Here is a 17691-nt window from a genome sequence, read left to right on the forward strand (position 1 = left end):
GATGACGGCGCTTGCCCAGCCATGGCGCCGGGTGCCGTTCGCGGCCTCGTTCGGGATCGTGGTGCTGGTGCTCGCGCTGGCATCGCTGCCGAACCTGCTGGATCCGATGGTGAGGCATGATGATTTCCCGGCATTGCTGGCGGACCCCGCGGGATATTACGTCAAGACACTGCACGAAGGCCGCTGGCTGAACTATCTGTGGCACATGCGCGGCTTCGTCACGCCGGCATGGCTCAACTTCGCGCTGTACCAGGCGCTGTGGGCGGCCTTCGCCACCGGCCTTGCGATGACCGCGCTGGGGCGCGAGGCGCCGCGCGGGCAGATTCTGGCGCTGGCGACGATGATCGTCGTGGCGCCGCAGGCGACGCTGATTTCCCTTTGGTTCAACACGCTGACGCCGGGCATGGCACTGGTGGCAGTCTTTGCCGCTCTGGCCACGCGGATGCGCCCGAGGACCATGCGCCGGCTTCTGGTCCTGTTCGTGCCGGCCACGCTGATGTCCTACACGATGTATCCGCTCTATCTGCTGGTCGTCTGCCTGGTCATGCAGGGGCAGCGCCGGTCATGGCGCGACCTGATCGGGCTGCATCTGTGGTTCGTGGCCTGTTTCGCGCTGGGGCTGGCGGTGATCTGGTTACTGAACTGGGCCGAGCACGGGGTGTTCGGCATTCCCATGGCCGAGTGGCGAAATCCGCAGCCGGCGCGGGATCTGGCCCAGGCGCTGGAGAACCTGCGAGCCTTTGGCGCCTTCCTGGAAAAGTCCGCCCTGGTCGCGGCATATGACTTCGCCCCCATGGCGCTGTTCCTGGGCGCCGCCTTCGCCATCGGCCTGGGGGCGCTGGCGCGGCTCGATCCGTGGTCGGTCCCCTACCTGCTGTCGGGGCTGCTGGCGGGGCTCGGCCTTCTGGGGGTGCAGGTGGTGGTGACCGGTGTCGAGGTTGCCCCGCGCACCACCCTGTTCGCCTGGTTGCTGCTGTCGGTGACGCTGGTGCGTGCGGTCGCGCTGTCCGGCGGGCGGTATCCGCAATTCTCGCGCTGGATGCGCAATGCGGTCATCCTCGTGATTGCGGGCCATGCCCTGCAGACCGCCCGCCAGTATGCGACCTATCGGCCGTGGCAGGCGCAGACCCGCGCGCTGGCCGCGGCGATCGGACAGGGGCCAGAAAGGGTGCAGGTCTCGGGATCCTATGTCGGGCTGCCTTCGGCGGCCCTGGCCGGCATCCAGGCGCCGCGTGGACTGCGCCTGCGGCTGGTCTATCTGACCGGGCGCAGGGTGGTGCTGTGCGAGGAAACTCCGGATGCGTGCATCGCGCCGCCGCACCGCGGCGCGGCGCTGGCGGTGGACAGGGCGGACGACGTGATCTTTCTGAACCTCCCCGCGCCGGTCGGGGTGATGGCCGCGTCCCGTCCGGTCGGACCGGCAGGCGGAACCCGCCTCTGAACCCGCAGGTCGCGGCGGCGGCAATCGGCCGTTCTTCCCCGCCCCCGATCACCGATCCGTGAAGGCGCGGGCATTCATGCGCTCTTGAGCCTGTAATGGTTACAGTGTTTGAGTGGGCGCATCGAACCGGCAAGGAAGGCGCGGCATGACGGAAACCTCTGCGGAAGAGCGACGGGCTCTTTTCGACGACGCGGCAGGGCGCGAGCGTGGCGCCTGGGTTCCCACGATCGGGAGCCTTGCGGGGGCGGCGGCCATGACGTCGTGCTGCATCCTGCCGCTGGTTCTGGTGAGTTTCGGCGTGGGCGGAGTGTGGATCGCGCAGCTCACGGCGCTTTACGCCTGGAAGTGGTACACCTTCGCCGCTGCCTCGGGCTTCATCGCCTGGGGGTTCTGGAAGCTGCGCCAGAGCGACGCGGGCGAATGCCGCGACGGCACCGCCTGCGCGCGGCCGGTGAACCGTCGGATCATGAAGGTTTCGCTGTGGCTGGCCACGCTTGTCACCGCGGTGGCGATGATCTTTCCCTATGTCACTCCTTGGATCCTGAGCTATTGAGAAAGGCCACGACATGCAACGTGCCGCAATGACGGTTTTCGCCCTGCTTCTGGCAACCGCCGCCTCCATCGCCTCCGCCGCCGAGCGGAAGGCAAGGATCGAGGTGAGCGAGCTTTTCTGCCCCTCCTGCCCGTATATCGCGGCCAAGGCGGTGAAATCGATCGAGAGCGTCGAGATCCTGAAGGGCGACTACGATCAGGACGCTCAGAAGATCGTGTTCGTCGTCACCTATGACGACGCGGTGACGAGTGCCGAGGATATCGCCGAGGCGCCGATGGAGTTCGGCTATCCGGGGCGGGTTCTCGATGCCGCGCCGGCATCGGGATCGTGACGCCGGGGGATACGGGTTTCATGGATGATCGAACCTTGCTGCGGCGCGGCCTGATCGGCAGCGTGGTGGCCGCCATCTGCTGCTTTACCCCGCTTCTTGTGGTGGTGTTCGCCGGGGTCGGCCTTTCGGCGCTGGTGGGCTGGCTCGACTATGCACTGTTCCCGCTTCTGTTCCTGTCGCTGGGGATCGTGGCGCAGGCGCTGTGGCTGCGCGCGGGCCGGCCGGGGCGCAGCCCGAAGATCGTCGTCACGGTGCTGGTGGCGGGTTTGTCGGGGCTGCTGTTCTGGCTCGAATTCCGCTATGCGCTGCGCATTTCGGTGGCCGCGGCGCTGGCGGTGGCGGGTTATGCGCAGTGGCTGAACCGGACGGCGCCGGGCAAGGGCGCGACGGCGGCGCAAGCGGCCCCTCCGGGCAAGGACACCGCCGCATGAACGGCCTGGTCGTCTATGCCTTTTCGGCCGGAGCGGTTGCGACCGTCAACCCCTGCGGTTTCGCGTTGCTGCCGGCGTGGTTCGCCCGGTCGATGGCTGCCCATGCCGGGCGACCCGCGGCCGAGAGGCTGAGCCGCGCGGCCCTGTCCGGCGCAGTGGTTGCCGCCGGTTTCGTGACGGTGTTCGTGGTCGCGGGCCTGCTGTTCGGGGCGGGGGCGGCGTGGCTGGGCGAAACCCTGCCGTGGATCGGCCTCGCGCTCGGCGTCGGGCTGGCGGCCATCGGGGCGGCCTGGCTGCTGGATGCGGACCTGCCGGGCCCGGCAGGAGCTGCCGGAGCCTGCCGGCGGGTGGATACGCGCCGTGGCGCCTATGGCTTCGGGCTGTCCTATGGCCTGGTGTCAATCTCGTGCACCTTGCCAGTGTTCACCTCTGTCGCGGGGTTGACCTTCCTGGCCGACAGCGCCGTCTCGCCCGCCGGGACCGGGGCCTTCCTCGGCGGCGCAGCGGTCATGTTCCTTCTGGTGTCGGTGAGTGCCGCGACCGCCGGCGCCGGGTTTTCGCGCTTCGTGGCCGACCGGGCCGGCATCATTCGCAGAATCGCCGGCGGGCTGACCCTGCTGGCCGGGCTCTATATCGCGATCTACTGGGGGCGGCTTCTGTTCGCCGCGCCCGCATGGGCCGACGCGCTGGCCAATCGCGGCGCCGGCTGGGCCTCGGCGGCGCAGAACGCCGTGGCCTCCGGCCTGCCGGCAATCGTCGCGGTCGGAACGATCCTGTCCCTTGCCGTCGGCGCGGCATGGCTTGTCCGCCTGCTCAGGCGCCCGGGTGGTCACACGGCGAAGCAGCGACAGGGCTGAGCCCGGCCGCGCCGCCGCCGATAGCGTGGCGCGGCAGGCTCTCCGTCTGCTCCCGCCTCAACCCCCGTCGCGGGCCCTTTCGGCCTCGGTCCGCGAGGCCTGGACCTCCTGAATGCGCGCGGGCCAGGTGGAGCGGATGAAGGCGAGGATGTCGCGGATGTCCTTGTCGCTCAGGGTATCGCCGAAGGCGGGCATGCCGCTCTTGGCATCGCCGGCGCCGATCTGCTTCAGCATCACCTCGCCGCCCAGCTTCACGTAGTCGAACAGGAGCTTGTCGCCGTGATGCCAGGTATGGCCGGTTTCGTCATGCGGCGGCGCGGGGAAGATTCCGTCCGGGCCGGGGCTGCGCCAGTCGTCCTGTCCCTGGAGATTGGCGCCGTGGCAGGAGGCGCAGTTCTCGGCATAGAGCGCCCGGCCGGCCTCGATGTCCGGCGGCGCCATGGCCAGCGTGTCCTCGGGCGATGTCGTCGTCCAGAACAACGCCACACCGCCCGCGATCACGCCGGCGCCCAGGATGGCCCACAGGATTTTCTTGTCCATTTTTCGTTCCGTTCGTTTCCGCTGCCGCACCCGGTCCGTGGCCGGGTCGCCGGGGCAGCCGTTCATGGGGCGCGGGCCGCACCGGCAATCCGGCGCGGGTCCCGGTTCAGAAAATGCCGTTCTCGCGTTGCAGTTCGCGGATATAGGCGACGATGGCCTTCACATCCGCCGCGGTCAGCCCCTCGATGGGAGGCATGTTGCCGAAGTTCCAGTGATGCGACTGGACGCCGTTCATCGCCGCGCTCAGGAAGGCCGCTTCGCCATGATGGCCGGGCCGGTAGGTCTGGTGCACCAGCGGCGGCGCGAACCCGGCCCGGCCGGCGGCGTTCTGGCCGTGGCATCGGGCGCACTTGGCCTCGAACGCGGCCTTGCCGATCTTCGCCTTCGGGCTCAGCTCGGCCGGCAGCTTGACCTGGGCGATCGGGTCGCCCTCGGGGATGCCCGAGGTGTCCGGCGGTGTCATGTCCATGCCGCCCCCCGAGGGCTGGTTCGCATTGTACCACAATGCAGCAACGCCGGCGACGACGACGCTGCCGACGAGCAAGGTCAGTTTGTCCATGTTCTTCCCAATGTTTCTCCGGTTGCCGCCTTCGAGGTCCGAAGGGCGTGACGTTCAGGGTTCGGGGCCGTGACCGGCATGGCGTGGCGGGAAAGGCCCGCATTTCTTCCGGTCATGTCTGTTCCGCATGTTGCCCGAAAATCATAGCAGCCTTCTATTGGGACCTTCCAGTGTTGGAAGGTCAAGCGGTGAAACTTCACCGGGACGTGATCGGAGGATCATTGACGCGCCACCCCGGCCCGCGGCAAATGGAGTCCGGCCCGCGCCGGCAGAACCGGGCGGATGACATCACCGGGATGCGGCCTTTGGCGTCCTTTACCGGGGACGCGATAATACCTATCTGTCGTGGCGGCACCGCGGCCCCCGATCACCGGGGAAACGAGCGAAGGAACACGGCCAATGCGCGCCTTGGACCAGCGAAAATGCCGCCAGATCCGCCCATGGGCGGGGAACGGCGGCCGGCCGATTTGTCTGCTTGACCTTCCATCGGCGGAAGGTGCCAGAAGGGGCCGGCTCCGATTCACGAGAGGGACTGAGGCCTGATGCAACGCTCCATCCGTCAGATCGCCCTGAAGCTTTTCGGCACCCTGCTGCTGGTTCTGGCCGCCTTCGCGCCGGCCGTGAGCCACGCCGCCCAGTCCGAGGAATTCGTGTCCACCCCGGTCACCGCGCGGCTGATCACCGTCGAGAACGGCGTGCCCCCCGGCGCGGGGACCGTATCGGCCGGGCTTCACCTGAAGCTGGCCGAGGGATGGAAGACCTACTGGAAATCCCCCGGCGAAGTCGGCATCCCGCCCGAGATCGACTGGGAAGGATCGACCAACATCGCCGATGTGCGCTTTCTGTGGCCGGCGCCCACGCGTTTCCGCGCCTTCGGGATCGAGAACTACGGCTACAAGAAAGAGGTCGTCTTCCCGCTTCAGGTCACGCTGAAGGAGCCGGGCCAGCCGGTGGATTTCCGTGCCAACGTGTCGCTTCTGGTCTGTTCCGAGGTCTGCGTGCCGCAGAATTTCGAACTGACCCTGAGTCTTGGCAGCGGTGCCTCGACCGATACCGACTCGGCGGCGCTGATCGGCACCTATGCCGCGCAGATCCCCGATGACGGCAGTGTCACGGGGATCTCGGTTTCCTCGGTCTGGCACGACCCGGAGATGACCCGCCTTGTGATCGAGGTGCGCAGCGAAACGCCGTTTTCGGAACCGGATGTTTTCCCCGACATGGGGCCCGATACCTCGTTCGGCCCGGCCGACATCCGCCTGGGGGACGGCGGGCGGGTGATGTGGGCCGAGGTGCCGATCCTGTCCACCGCCGAGACACCGCCGCCGCTGGAGGTGACGGTGACCGACGGTCTGCGTGCCGCCGAGTTCACGCCCGAATATGCCGACGCACCGGCCGAGCCCCCCTATGAATCGCAGGTTGCCGGCGCCACCGTTTCCGAGCTGGCGCTGATCGCGCTGGTGGCGCTTCTGGGCGGGCTGATCCTGAACGTGATGCCCTGCGTGCTGCCGGTGCTGTCGATCAAGTTTTCCTCGGCCCTGAAACTGCACGGGCAGGGCGCGGGGCGGGTGCGCGAGGGGTTCCTGGCCTCGGCGGCCGGGGTGCTGGCCTTCATGTGGCTGCTGGCCGGGATCCTGATCGCGTTGCGCGCGGCGGGGCTGTCGGTGGGCTGGGGCGTGCAGTTCCAGAACCCGTTCTTCCTGATCGTGATGCTGGCCATCCTGCTGCTGTTTGCCGCCAACATGTTCGGGCTGTTCGAAATCGCTCTGCCGCAGTCGTGGAACGCCGGGCTGGCCCGCGCCGGCGCGCGCGGAGGGCTGGTGGGCGATTTCCTGACCGGCGCCTTCGCGGCGGTTCTCGCCACGCCGTGCTCGGCGCCCTTCCTCGGCACCGCGGTCACCTTTGCCCTTGCCGGGCGGCCGCTGGACATCGTGGTGATCTTCACCGCCATGGGGATCGGCCTTGCACTGCCCTATCTGCTGGTCGCGGCGCGGCCGGGATGGGTCACGAAGCTGCCCAGGCCGGGCCGCTGGATGGTGGTGGTGAAATGGGCGCTGGGGGCGCTGCTGGCGCTGACGGCCGTGTGGCTGATCTGGGTTCTGGCGGGCGTCGCCGGCCAGCAGGTCGCCATCGCCGCCACCATCTTCATCGCGGTGGCCATCCTTCTCATCCGGTTCCCGGCGCGCGCGCCGGCGCTGCTGCGCACCGGCGGCTTTGCCGCGCTGGGTGCTGCCGCCCTTGCCGTGCCGGTACTGATCGAACCGGCGGCGCGCGCCGATGTGGGCGAAGAGCAGGTCATCCCCTGGGTCGCCTTCGACCGGGCGCAGATCGCGCGGCTGGTGTCGCAGGGCGAGGTGGTGTTCGTGGACGTGACCGCCGACTGGTGCCTGACCTGCAAGGCCAACAAGGCGCTGGTCATCGACCGCAGCCCGGTGGCCGACATCCTCATTTCGGGGCGGGTGCTGCCGATGCAGGCCGACTGGACGCGCCCGGACGAGAACATCCGCCGCTTTCTCGAAGACAATGGCCGCTACGGCATCCCCTTCGACATCGTCTATGGCCCGGCCGCGCCGGAAGGTATCGCCCTGCCCGAAGTTCTGACCACGCAGGCGGTTCTGGATGCGATGGAGAAGGCCGGGGCAGCCATGGACCTGGCCGAGAACTGACCGGGCGGGCCGGCCCCGCGTCAGCCGGGGCCGGCAACCTGACGGCGCTGGTCCTCGCGCCCCATGGCGACGAGGAGCGGCGCCGGCCCTTCCTGCATCCGGCGAAAGCCGTCGCGGTCGGAAAGCCCGCGCCAGCGCGCGCGAATCAGCGCCTGCGCCACCGCCCCGCCCAGGCTGTCTCCGGGTCCGGTGAGGATGAACAGGTCGGGGGCGAATTCGCGCGCCGCCACCTGCACCGCGCGGGTGAAATCGTAAAGAGCCGTCACCTGATGGCCCAGTGTGTAGTCCCGCAGCGCCCGGGTGTCGGTGGCGTGGGGCCACCAGATCGCCCCGCGCCCGTCGATCAGCGGCAGGCGCGGCTGGCCGAACATCCCGGCCTCCAGCCGGCGGCGCCCCTCTTCGGCCACCGGCGCCATCAGCGGGCTGTGAAAGGCGGCGTGCCCCGGCAGGCGCATGGGAAACCGCCCCTGGAGGGGGGGAACGGCGGCCTCGAAGGCGGCCAGCCCGGCCGCGTTCCCGGCCAGTACCAGCATCCCGCCCAGCTCGATCGACAGCGCCAGCGCGTGCCCCTTGCGGGAGGCGATGTCCTCGACCAGCGCCAGCAGTTCGGCCCGGCGGGCGGGATCGTCGCGCCAGTCCTCGTCCATGAAGGGGTAGATCAGCTGCCCGCCGGTGCCGCGCGCGTGCATCAGCCGGCCCATGGTGTCGGCCAGGCGGAACCCGTCCTCGGGGGCAAGCGCCCCGCCCGCCGCCAGCGCCGTATACCAGCCCATGGAGTTGCCGGTGACGGCGACGAGTTCGATATCGGGGGCCAACGAGAACGCATCGAGCAGCGAACAGGCGAAGATCAGCGGCGAGGCCACATCCCCGCGCAGGAATTTCCGCCCGTCGAAGCGGGCGGCGGCATCGAGTGCCGTCACCCCCTCGGCCCCCTCTCGGGCGCGGATGGCGTCGAAGGCGGCCAGCAGCGGCGCCTTGTCGGCATGGTAGCGGGCCAGCCAGCCCAGCTCAGCCCGGTTGTAGCTGCCCCGACCGGGGCAGATCAGCACCGCCGTCCGGGTCATTTCCGCCCCCCCGCAAGCTCCAGCGCAGCGGCTAGGATGCCCTCGCGCGAGGGCAGAGGCGCGGCATAGGCCGGGCCGGTGGCAATGAAGCAGTCCTCGGCCGCGACCCGCGCCGCCGGCGGGCCGCCGCGTTCGGCAAGCAGCGTCATCAGTGCCTCGGACAGGCTGCCGGTGCGGCGACATTCGTCCACGACCAGCACCGCCGCGCAATCGCGCGTGGCCTCCAGCAGGGCCTCTTCCGGCAGCGGCGCCAGCCAGCGCAGGTCGATCACGCGGGCCTTCAACCCGTGGCGCTCGGCCAGCAGCTTCTGCGCTTGGCGCGAGAGGTGGTGCCCGTTGCCATAGGTGACGATGGCCAGATCGCGCCCCTCGCCATGCACGCCCACCTCGCCCATGGCGATGCGCGCGCCCGGCGGGGGGTAGCGGGTCATCCAGCCATTGTCTCCCGCCGCGTAGAGATCGCGCATGGGATAGAGGGCGATGGGTTCGAGGAACACGCAGACGCGCTGCTCCTCGCGCGCAAGGCGCACGCATTCGCGCAGCATCCGCGCCGCATCCGCCCCGGTCGAGGGGCAGGCGATGACGATCCCCGGAATGTCCCGCAGCACGGCAATCGAGTTGTCATTATGGAAATGCCCGCCAAAGCCGCGTTGATAGCCCAGCCCGGCGATGCGCACCACCATCGGGTTGGTGAACTGGCCGTTGGAGAAGAACGGCAGCGTGGCGGCCTCGCCCCGGATCTGGTCCTCAGCGTTGTGCAGATAGGCGAGGAACTGGATCTCGGGGACGGGGATGAAGCCGTCATGGGCCATGCCGATGGCCAGCCCGAGGATCGACTGTTCGTCCAGCAGCGTGTCGATCACCCGGTCGGGGCCGAAACGGGCCTGCAGGTTGCGGGTGACGCCATAGACCCCGCCCTTGCGGCCCACATCCTCGCCCATGCAGATGATCTCGTCATGCTCCAGCATCAGCTCGGTCAGCGCCCAGTTGATGTGCCGCGCCATGGGCTGGGGATCGGCCTGGGCCTTCAGCTCGGCGCCGAGGCAGGCGGCAAGCGCCTGCGGGTCGGGGCCGTTGGAGGGGCGGCAGGGCCGCTTCGGAGGGATGAGGCTGGCCATGACCTCCCGGGCGGTGCGCAGATGGGGGCGGGTGACGGCCTGCCTGGCCACGCGCTCGGTGCGGGCGCAGGTCTCAAGATAGATCGCCAGCGCGTCGTCGGGGTCGAGCGCGCCGGCCTCGTGCAGCATCCGCACGCTGTGCAGAAGCGGGTCGTTTGCCTCGTCGGCCTCGACCTCGGCGCGGGAGAGATAGGCCGTGGGCACATCCGCCCCGGCATGGCCGTAAAGGCGCACCACGCGCAGATGCAGAAAGGCGGGCTTGCGCCGGCGGCGCACCCAGTCGGCGGCCTCGCGCGCCACCGCATGCGTGTCATAAATGTCCAGCCCGTCGGCGCTGAAATAGCGGATGCCGGGGCGGTTCTTCACCGAGGCCTCGACCCAGCCCGGGGGCGTGCGCACGGAAATGCCGATGCCGTTGTCCTCGCAGACGAACAGGATCGGCAGCGGCACCGACTGGAACGCGGTCCAGCCGGCGGTGTTGAGCGCCCCCTGCGCGGTCGCGTGGTTCAGCGAGGCATCGCCGAAGCTGCACATGGCGATCCCGTCCGGCGCCAGCAGGCGGTGCTCGGGCGGGTGGCGGCGGGCAAGGCCGATGGCATAGGCGGCACCGACCGCCTTGGGCAGGTGGCTGGCGATGGTCGAGGTCTGCGGCGGGATCATCAGCGCGCGCGAGCCCAGCACCTTGTGCCGGCCGCCGCTGATCGGGTCCTCGGACGAGCAGGCAAAGGACAGTAACATGTCCCAGGCGATGTTCTGCCCCGGCACCTGTCCCGCGCGGGCGATCTGGAAGGCGGCGTCGCGGTAATGCAGAAAGGCGATGTCGTCGGGGCGCAGCGCATGGGCGAGGGCGGCCATTCCTTCGTGCCCGCTGGAGCCGATGGTGTAATAGCCCGTCCCCGCCTTCTGCATTGCCCGGCTGGTCCGGTCGAGCGCCCGGGAAAGGCATTGCGCGCGGAACAGCGCCACCGCCTCGTGGCCGGCAAGGCCGGGGGTCGGGGGGCGGCCGGGGGGCAGGTCGCGCGTCGCGACCCGGCGCAGGAAGTTCTCGTGAACGATCTCGGCGCGGTCCATCTTCGCTCCTTCCCGGTGGCACGGCAGGGGGTGCGGCCCTTCAATAGCATCGCCAGCGGCGGGTGGAAGGGGGTTTCGCGCCGCCCGAGGGCGGCCGGGTCAGGTGGCGTTCCGGTCGCGGACAGGGGGGAAGCGGATCGCCACCCGCAATCCGGGCGCGTTGTCGCCCAGTTCGATCCGGGCGTCGTGCAGATCGGCAATCGCCCGCACCAGGCTGAGCCCCAGCCCGCTGCCCGGCGTGGTGCGGCTGCTTTCGAGCCGATAGAGGCGGCGGAATACCGCCTCGCGTTCCCCGGCCGGGATGCCGGGGCCGGTGTCGGCCACCTCCAGCCACGCCCCTTCCCCATCCCCTCCCGTTCGCACCCGTACCTCGGTGCCGGGCGGGGTGTGGCGCAGGGCGTTTTCGATCAGATTGGCGAAAAGCTGGCCGATCAGCACCTTGTCGCCCAGAACCGGCAACGGGCCGTCGGCCGGCGCACAGACCAGCCGGTGGCCGGATTCCTCGGCCGCAGGTTCATAGACCTCGCAGAAGGTGCGGGCCAGCGCCGACAGGTCCAGCCGGGCAAAGCGCGCCCGGGGCGAGCCGCCCTCGATCTGCGCGATCTGCAAGAGCGCCTGAAAGGTGCGCACCATGGCCTCGGCCTCGGCGCGGGCCTGATCGGCAAGCCGGGCGGCCGCATCGGGCAGCTCCGGCGCGGCAGCCAGCCGCTCCAGCAGCACGGTCAGCCGCTGGATCGGGGTCTTCAGGTCATGGGCGATGTCCGAGGACACCTGCCGCAGCGCGGCCACTTTCCGCTCCAGCTCGTCGGCCATGGAGTCGATCTGTTCGCCGATCCGGCTGAGATCGTCCTCGGGGCCGCCGATGGGACCGACGCGGGCGGCGAACTCGCCCCGGGCCAGGCGGTTGAGCGCCGCCTCCAGCCGGTCGATGCGCCGCTGCGAGCGCCGCGCCAGCACCAGCGCGCCGCCAAGCGCGATCAGCGTCGTCGGCACCAGGCTGAACAGGAACACACGGGTAAAGATGCGGCGCAGCGCGGCCACCGGCTCGGCGTTCACGGCGATGGTCAGCAGCCCGCCATGCAACACCTCGGTCAGGGTGAAATATTCGCCCTCGATATTGGCGGTTTCCGGCGACAGGGAAATGGCGCGATAGCCCTCGCGGTTGGCGATCAGTGCGGCGTTGCCGACCACCACGCCATTGGGCAGCCGATAGCTGATGATCCGCCGCTCGGGCTGCGTGACCTGCGACTGCGAGCGCACCAGGCTGGCCAGCGCCGAAGCCGAGGGCACGACGCGAAAGCCCGCCATTTCCTGGTTGAGCGTATCGCGCAGGCTTTGTTCAAGTGGCGTGCGGATGACGTAATAGGTGATCGTCAGGCTGGCAAAGCTGACCAGCGCGAATAGCGCCACCAGCGCCAGTGACAACCGCACCGGGGTCGAGCTCCAGATCCGTCGCGCCGCCATCCGCCCCTAGCCTTCGATCTTGTAGCCGGCGCCGCGCACGGTCTTGATAAGGTCCTTCCCGAAGGGTTTGTCCACCTTGGCCCGCAGGCGGCTGATATGGGTCTCGACCACATTGGTCTGGGGGTCGAAGCTGATGTCCCACACCGCCTCCAGCAGCATCGTCCGGGTTTGCACCCGGCCCTTGCGCCGCAGCAGATGTTCGAGCAGCGCGAATTCCCGTGGCAGCAGGTCGATGGCCTTTCCCGCCCGGGTGACCCGGCGCCGCACCAGGTCCATCTCCAGGTCGCCGGCGCGCAGCACGGTCTCTTCCTGGCTGATCTGGGGGCGGCGGCCAAGCGCGTTGATCCGTGCCGACAGCTCCCCGAAGGCGAAGGGCTTCACCAGGTAGTCGTCGCCGCCGGCATTGAGCCCCTCGATCCGGTCGTCCACCCCGCCCATCGCGGTCAGGAACAGCACCGGCGTCATCACCCCCGCCGCCCGGAGCGCCTTGACCAGCGACATGCCGTCCAGCCCGGGCACCATCCGGTCGATCACCAGCACGTCATGACCGCCCTCGGTGGCGCGGATCAGCCCGTCGCGGCCATTGTCCACCAGATCGACCACGTGGCCTTCCTCGCGCAGGCCCTCGGCGACATAGCTGCCCGTTGTGGCGTCATCCTCGACGACGAGTATCTTCATGCGCATGCCTCCGGCCTTGCCCGCAGCCGCCTTGCGACCTGCAGAACATGCCCGCATCCGGCCGCGCGCTCAACCACCACGGCAAAGATTACAAAGATTTAACCTCTCCGTAATCGGGCTGACAGGCTGGGGGGCGATATGGGTTGCGTCGAAGAATTCGAAACGGAGGGAACGATGTCCCGGATTTCCGCAAAAGGCAGACGGGCCGCCGCGCTGGCGCTGGCCGCTGCCATGATGTCAACCAGCCTTGTCGCGCTTGCTCCGGCGCCGGCATATGCGGTCCTGCCGGGCGGCTATGCCGATCTGGTGGAAAAGCTGGCGCCGGCGGTGGTCTATGTGGAAGTGACCGAAAGCGTCACGCCGGCGCGCTCGGACATGAAGATGCCGAACGAAGAGTTCATGCGCGAATTCCAGCGCCGCTTCGGCTTTCCGTTTCCGGGAATGCCGGGCGGGCCGGGCATGCCCGGCGCACAGGTCCGGCAGGGGGTCGGTTCGGGCTTCATCATCTCCGAGGACGGGCTGATCGTGACCAACAACCACGTGGTGAAGGACGCCCAGTCGGTGACGGTGAAGCTGTCCGACGGCACCCGGCTTGACGCCACGATCGTCGGCACCGATCCCCTGACCGACATCGCGCTGCTGAAGGTGGACAGCGACCGCCCCCTGCCGGTGGTGGAGTTCGGCTCGTCCTCCGAGATGCGCGTGGGCGACGAGGTGATCGCCATGGGCAACCCCTTCGGGCTGGGCGGAACGGTCACTGCCGGCATCGTCTCGGCCAAGGGTCGCGACATCCGGTCCGGTCCCTATGACAACTACATCCAGACCGATGCCGCCATCAACCGCGGCAACTCGGGCGGGCCGCTGTTCAACACCGAGGGCAAGGTGATCGGCGTCAACACCGCCATCCTCTCGCCCGACGGCGGTTCGGTCGGGATCGGCTTCGCCGTGCCGTCGGACATGGTGAAGAAGGTGGTGGCCGATCTCGAGGATGACGGCAGGATCGACCGTGGCTGGCTGGGAGTCCAGATCCGGCCCATGTCGGAAGAGGTCGCCGCGGTGCTGGGTTTCGAGAAGGGCACCGGCGCGGTCATCGACAGCGTGATGCCCGACAGCCCGGCGAAAAAGGCCGGACTGAAGCCCGGTGACGTGGTGCTGAAATTCGGCGACACCGAGATCAGCGAGCTGCGCGACCTGACCCGCGCCGTGGCCGCGTCGGCCCCCGGCAGCCGGCAGAAGATCGAGATCCTGCGCCGGGGCGAGCGGATGACGCTCGATGTCCGGCTTGACAACCGGGACGGTCACGACGCCTGACCCCGCTCCGGGCCGACTGTCCCTTCCCCCCGAGCTCTGGCGGGGGCCGGCCCGGACCACCACTCACGAACGGCGCGCACCGCGCCGGACACTGACGGCGTCGTGGCATTGCGGCAGTTCCCGGCAAGAGGCGGCCGGAACTGCCGCAATCGTTTCAGACGGCCTTCCCCGGATCGCGCCCTGCGCTCTCTCTCTTTCTCTCTTCCTCTTGCCGAAAATACTCCGGGGGTGTGGGGGCTGGCCCCCACTCCGGGCATCCAGGGCGGAGAGCCGTCGTCTCAGACTTCCCCCTGGTCGTCCCCGCCCTTCCCCAAGGCGGCGCCGGGCGCCCCATCCACACGAGGGCCGACGCTGCGTCCGGTCGCGCGGTGCAGGACGATCTCGACGGCAAGGGCCAGCAGGAAGAACCCGGCGATCCAGACCAGCAGCATGGGCGAGCGACTGCTCATGTGCCATGCGCTCAGCCCCACCGCGGCGCCATTGGCCACGACCGCCAGCGCCACCAGCCCCCGCGAGGCGCCGGTTTCCCGGATCAGCCGCAGGTGGCCGACATGCACGGTCATGTGAATCAGCAGCATCGACAGGGCGCCGATCACGGCGATCGAGCCGAGGTCGAAGAAGATGGCCAGCACGATGATGGCCGCCGAACTGATGACCAGCCCCTGCCGGCTGTGGCCGATGGGGCGCGAGAAGACGGCGGGCAGTTCGCCCAGCAGTGCCAGGCGGTAGGTGACATTGGTCACGGCGTAGAGACTGGCATTGATGGCCGAGGCGGTCGAGAACAATGCCGCGATGGCAACGATCGAGAACCCGAACCGGCCAAAGGCGGGCCGGGCGGCCTCGGCCAGGGCGAAATCCTTCGCCGCGACGGCCTCCTGCGGGGTGAGATTGCCGAAGACCGCCAACGCCACCCCCACATAGACTGCCATCACCAGCATGATCGCCGTCGCCATCGCCCGCGGCAGGGTGCGGGCGGGGTCGGCCATGTCCTCGGCGGCGTTGGTGATGACGCGAAAACCCTCATAGGCGAAGAAGGTGATGGCAACGCTGTAGAGGATCGCCGAAAACGGAGGGTAGGTGGCAGGCGAAAGCCGCTCGGGCGCGATCCAGGCCAGTCCGACCAGCGCGAACCCCACCAACACCGTCATCTTGATCAGCACCACGAGGTTTTCGGCCCGGGTCATCGAACGCGCGCCGTCGAGGTTGATGAACATGAAGACGAGCACCACCGCCGCCGCGAAAACCTGCACCAGCCAGCCGGGTGCGCCGGGCGGCAGCAGCGCGTGGGCATAGGTGCCGAAGGTGCGTGCCACCAGCGACACCGCCACCAGCGCGCCGATATACATCATCACGCTCATGGCGCCGGAAAAGCGGCCCACGCCGAAGGCCTGCACGAGATATTCCACCAGCCCTCCGGCGGAAGGATAGCGCGCGCCGAGCCGGCCGAAGGAATAGCCGCTGAGCATGGCGATGGTCCCGCCGATGACGAAGGACAGCCACACCGCGCTGCCGGCGATGGCGCCGGCTTCGCCCAGAAGCGCAAAGATGCCCGCCCCCACCATCGCGCCGATGCCCATGGCGACGGCCGACCAGAAGGATACCTCGTCACCCGATCTGTGCATGTCTCGCCTCCTTCGGATCGTACGGGGGCACAATGGGGCCGGGCCCGGCGCGGATCAACCGCAATCGAGGCCCGCAGCCGGCAGGGGCGCGTGGGAGCGCGTCGGAAAGACCTTGTCAGCCGCCGGAATTTCGCCAAGCCTGCTGCCGGTTGCGGATTCGGGAAAACGGCGGGGAGGCGCGGCATGACGACGGGAACGGGCGGGGACGGGCAGGGGCCGAACATCCTGTTCATCATGTATGACCAGCTGCGCCACGACTACCTGTCCTGCGCCGGTCACCCGCATCTGCACACCCCCAATTTCGACCGGCTGGCCGCCCGCGGCGTGCGCTTTACCAATGCCTATGTGCAGTCGCCCATCTGCGGCGCCTCGCGGATGAGCTTCTATACCGGGCGTTACACCTCCAGCCACGGCGCGCAGTGGAACGGCTTTCCCCTGCGGGTGGGCGAGATGACGCTGGGCGACCACCTGCGCCCGCTGGGCATGGACTGCTGGCTGATCGGCAAGACCCACATGGTCGCCGATGCCGAGGGCATGGCCCGGCTGGGCCTGTCCCCGGACAGCGTGATCGGCGCCCGCCAGGCCGAATGCGGCTTCGACGCCTGGCTGCGCGACGACGGCCTGTGGGCCGAGGGACCGGACGGCTTCTATGACGAGAAACGCTCGCCCTACAACGAATACCTCAAGGCCAGGGGCTATCCCTCGGACAACCCCTGGGCCGATTTCGCCAATGCCGGCATCGACGAGGAGGGCAACATCGCCTCGGGCTGGATGCTGGCCAATGCTGACCGCCCCGCCAACATCCGCGAAGAGGACAGCGAAACCCCCTGGCTGACCCGCCGGGCAATCGACTTCCTCGACCAGGCCGAGGGGCGCTGGTGTGCGCATCTGAGCTACATCAAGCCGCACTGGCCCTATATCGTGCCCGCCCCCTATCACGCCATGTTCGGCCCCAACCATGTTCCCCAGGCCGTGCGCCACGCGGTCGAGCGCGAGGACCCCCACCCGGTTTACGGCGCCTACATGGACGGCGCCATCGCCCGCGCCTTCCAGCGCGAGGAGGTCCGGCAGAAGGTGATCCCGGCCTATATGGGCCTCATCAAGCAGTGCGACGATCAGCTGGGCGTACTGCTCGACCACCTGGAGGCAACCGGGCGGATGGAGAATACCGTGATCGTGCTGACCTCGGATCACGGCGACTATCTGGGCGACCACTGGCTGGGAGAGAAGGAGCTCTTCCACGAACCCTCGGTCAAGATCCCGCTGATCGTGTACGACCCGCGCCAGCAGGCCGACGCCACCCGCGGCTCTACCTGCGATGCGCTGGTCGAGGCCATCGACCTTGCCGCGACCTTCGTCGAGCTGGCCGGCGGCAAGGTGCCCGATCATATCATCGAGGGGCGCTCGCTGCTGCCCTGGCTGCGCGGCGAGCGACCCGGGGACTGGCGCGAATTCGTCATCAGCGAATATGATTACGGGGCGACCGCGCAGGCGGCGAAACTGGGGGTGGCGCCGCGCGATGCGCGGCTGTTCATGGTTTTCGACGGGCGCTTCAAGCTGATCCATGACGAGGCCGGCACCCGGCCGATGCTGTTCGATCTGGCCGAGGACCCGGAGGAATTCCACGATCTCGCCAAGGGAGCGGCGCGGCGCACTGCGCACCGGGCCGAGATCGAGCGCCTCTACGACTGCCTCGCGCGCTGGGGGCGGCGGGTCTCGCAGCGGGTGACGCGCTCGGAAGACGACATCCGGGCAATGCGGGGCCGGTCGGTCCGGCGCGGTATACTTCCGTTTCTCTACGACGGCTCCGAGGTGCCCGACGAACTGACCGCGAAATATCGCGGCCGGGCAGGCGCGCGCCTTACCGGCGAGTGATCCACCGTTACCTGCGCGGAACGGACGCATCTTTCGGAATTGTCCGATATCTGCAATCAAGTGCCGGCGCGACGACCCGGATGCCGGGGCAGATTCGCCGGACGGCCCGCAAC

At 68.9% G+C, this 17691-nt stretch carries 15 protein-coding genes; 8 read left to right on the plus strand and 7 right to left on the minus strand.

Translation table 11 applies throughout. From position 1 onward, the window contains the following. The first annotated feature begins 1 nt into the window (after position 1). From ACZ5CM_RS16465 to ACZ5CM_RS16485, 5 genes are all read left to right on the plus strand, one after another. Complete coding sequence (locus ACZ5CM_RS16465; RefSeq protein WP_464642985.1) at positions 2–1441, plus strand: hypothetical protein; 1440 nt, start codon at positions 2–4, stop codon at positions 1439–1441. 145 nt (positions 1442–1586) lie between these two features. After that, positions 1587–1994 (plus strand): mercuric transporter MerT family protein, encoded by a 408-nt coding sequence (locus ACZ5CM_RS16470; protein WP_464642987.1) that lies wholly within the window; start codon positions 1587–1589, stop codon positions 1992–1994. Positions 1995–2007: 13 nt separating this feature from the next. Beyond that, entirely contained in the window at positions 2008–2325 is a 318-nt protein-coding gene (locus tag ACZ5CM_RS16475; RefSeq protein ID WP_464642989.1) for a heavy-metal-associated domain-containing protein, read from the plus strand. Between the two features lie 20 nt (positions 2326–2345). Then, complete coding sequence (gene merF / locus ACZ5CM_RS16480; RefSeq protein ID WP_464642991.1) at positions 2346–2756, plus strand: mercury resistance system transport protein MerF; 411 nt, start codon at positions 2346–2348, stop codon at positions 2754–2756. After that, positions 2753–3613: a cytochrome c biogenesis CcdA family protein gene (locus ACZ5CM_RS16485; RefSeq protein WP_464642993.1), complete on the plus strand. Its 861-nt coding sequence runs from the start codon at positions 2753–2755 to the stop codon at positions 3611–3613. Before merF ends, ACZ5CM_RS16485 begins: the two co-directional genes overlap by 4 nt. Before the next feature lie 57 nt (positions 3614–3670). Here the strand turns inward: ACZ5CM_RS16485 and ACZ5CM_RS16490 are convergent, their stop codons facing one another. Then, entirely contained in the window at positions 3671–4153 is a 483-nt protein-coding gene (locus tag ACZ5CM_RS16490; protein ID WP_464642995.1) for a c-type cytochrome, read from the minus strand. Positions 4154–4259: 106 nt separating this feature from the next. Next, on the minus strand, positions 4260–4712 hold the full coding sequence (locus ACZ5CM_RS16495; protein ID WP_464642997.1) for a c-type cytochrome: 453 nt from the start codon (positions 4710–4712) through the stop codon (positions 4260–4262). A 542-nt stretch (positions 4713–5254) separates the two neighbouring features. On the opposite strand from ACZ5CM_RS16495, the gene ACZ5CM_RS16500 reads away from it, so the two are divergent. Then, positions 5255–7375, plus strand: a complete 2121-nt coding sequence (locus tag ACZ5CM_RS16500) for a protein-disulfide reductase DsbD family protein (RefSeq protein ID WP_464642999.1) — start codon at positions 5255–5257, stop codon at positions 7373–7375. 20 nt (positions 7376–7395) lie between these two features. Here ACZ5CM_RS16500 and ACZ5CM_RS16505 read toward each other — a convergent pair whose 3' ends face one another. The 4 genes from ACZ5CM_RS16505 to ACZ5CM_RS16520 all read right to left on the minus strand — a co-directional run bounded on the left by ACZ5CM_RS16505 (position 7396) and on the right by ACZ5CM_RS16520 (position 12770). Continuing rightward, positions 7396–8439 (minus strand): ACP S-malonyltransferase, encoded by a 1044-nt coding sequence (locus ACZ5CM_RS16505; RefSeq protein WP_464643000.1) that lies wholly within the window; start codon positions 8437–8439, stop codon positions 7396–7398. Then, positions 8436–10628 (minus strand): thiamine pyrophosphate-dependent enzyme, encoded by a 2193-nt coding sequence (locus tag ACZ5CM_RS16510; RefSeq protein WP_464643002.1) that lies wholly within the window; start codon positions 10626–10628, stop codon positions 8436–8438. Before ACZ5CM_RS16510 ends, ACZ5CM_RS16505 begins: the two co-directional genes overlap by 4 nt. 99 nt (positions 10629–10727) lie before the next feature. After that, positions 10728–12092, minus strand: a complete 1365-nt coding sequence (locus ACZ5CM_RS16515; protein ID WP_464643004.1) for a HAMP domain-containing sensor histidine kinase — start codon at positions 12090–12092, stop codon at positions 10728–10730. A 6-nt stretch (positions 12093–12098) separates the two neighbouring features. Next, on the minus strand, positions 12099–12770 hold the full coding sequence (locus ACZ5CM_RS16520) for a winged helix-turn-helix domain-containing protein (protein ID WP_464643006.1): 672 nt from the start codon (positions 12768–12770) through the stop codon (positions 12099–12101). A 174-nt stretch (positions 12771–12944) separates the two neighbouring features. On the opposite strand from ACZ5CM_RS16520, the gene ACZ5CM_RS16525 reads away from it, so the two are divergent. Then, the gene (locus tag ACZ5CM_RS16525; protein ID WP_464643008.1) at positions 12945–14081 is read left to right on the plus strand and encodes a S1C family serine protease; all 1137 of its coding nucleotides are present in this window, start codon (positions 12945–12947) and stop codon (positions 14079–14081) included. 278 nt (positions 14082–14359) lie between these two features. Here ACZ5CM_RS16525 and ACZ5CM_RS16530 read toward each other — a convergent pair whose 3' ends face one another. After that, complete coding sequence (locus ACZ5CM_RS16530; RefSeq protein WP_464643010.1) at positions 14360–15703, minus strand: APC family permease; 1344 nt, start codon at positions 15701–15703, stop codon at positions 14360–14362. Between the two features lie 183 nt (positions 15704–15886). Between ACZ5CM_RS16530 and ACZ5CM_RS16535 the strand changes: the two genes are divergently transcribed. Continuing rightward, positions 15887–17578, plus strand: coding sequence for a sulfatase-like hydrolase/transferase (locus ACZ5CM_RS16535; protein ID WP_464643012.1), 1692 nt, complete (start codon positions 15887–15889; stop codon positions 17576–17578). Positions 17579–17691: the final 113 nt, after the last annotated feature.

The organism is Piezobacter thermophilus, from assembly GCF_055386745.1.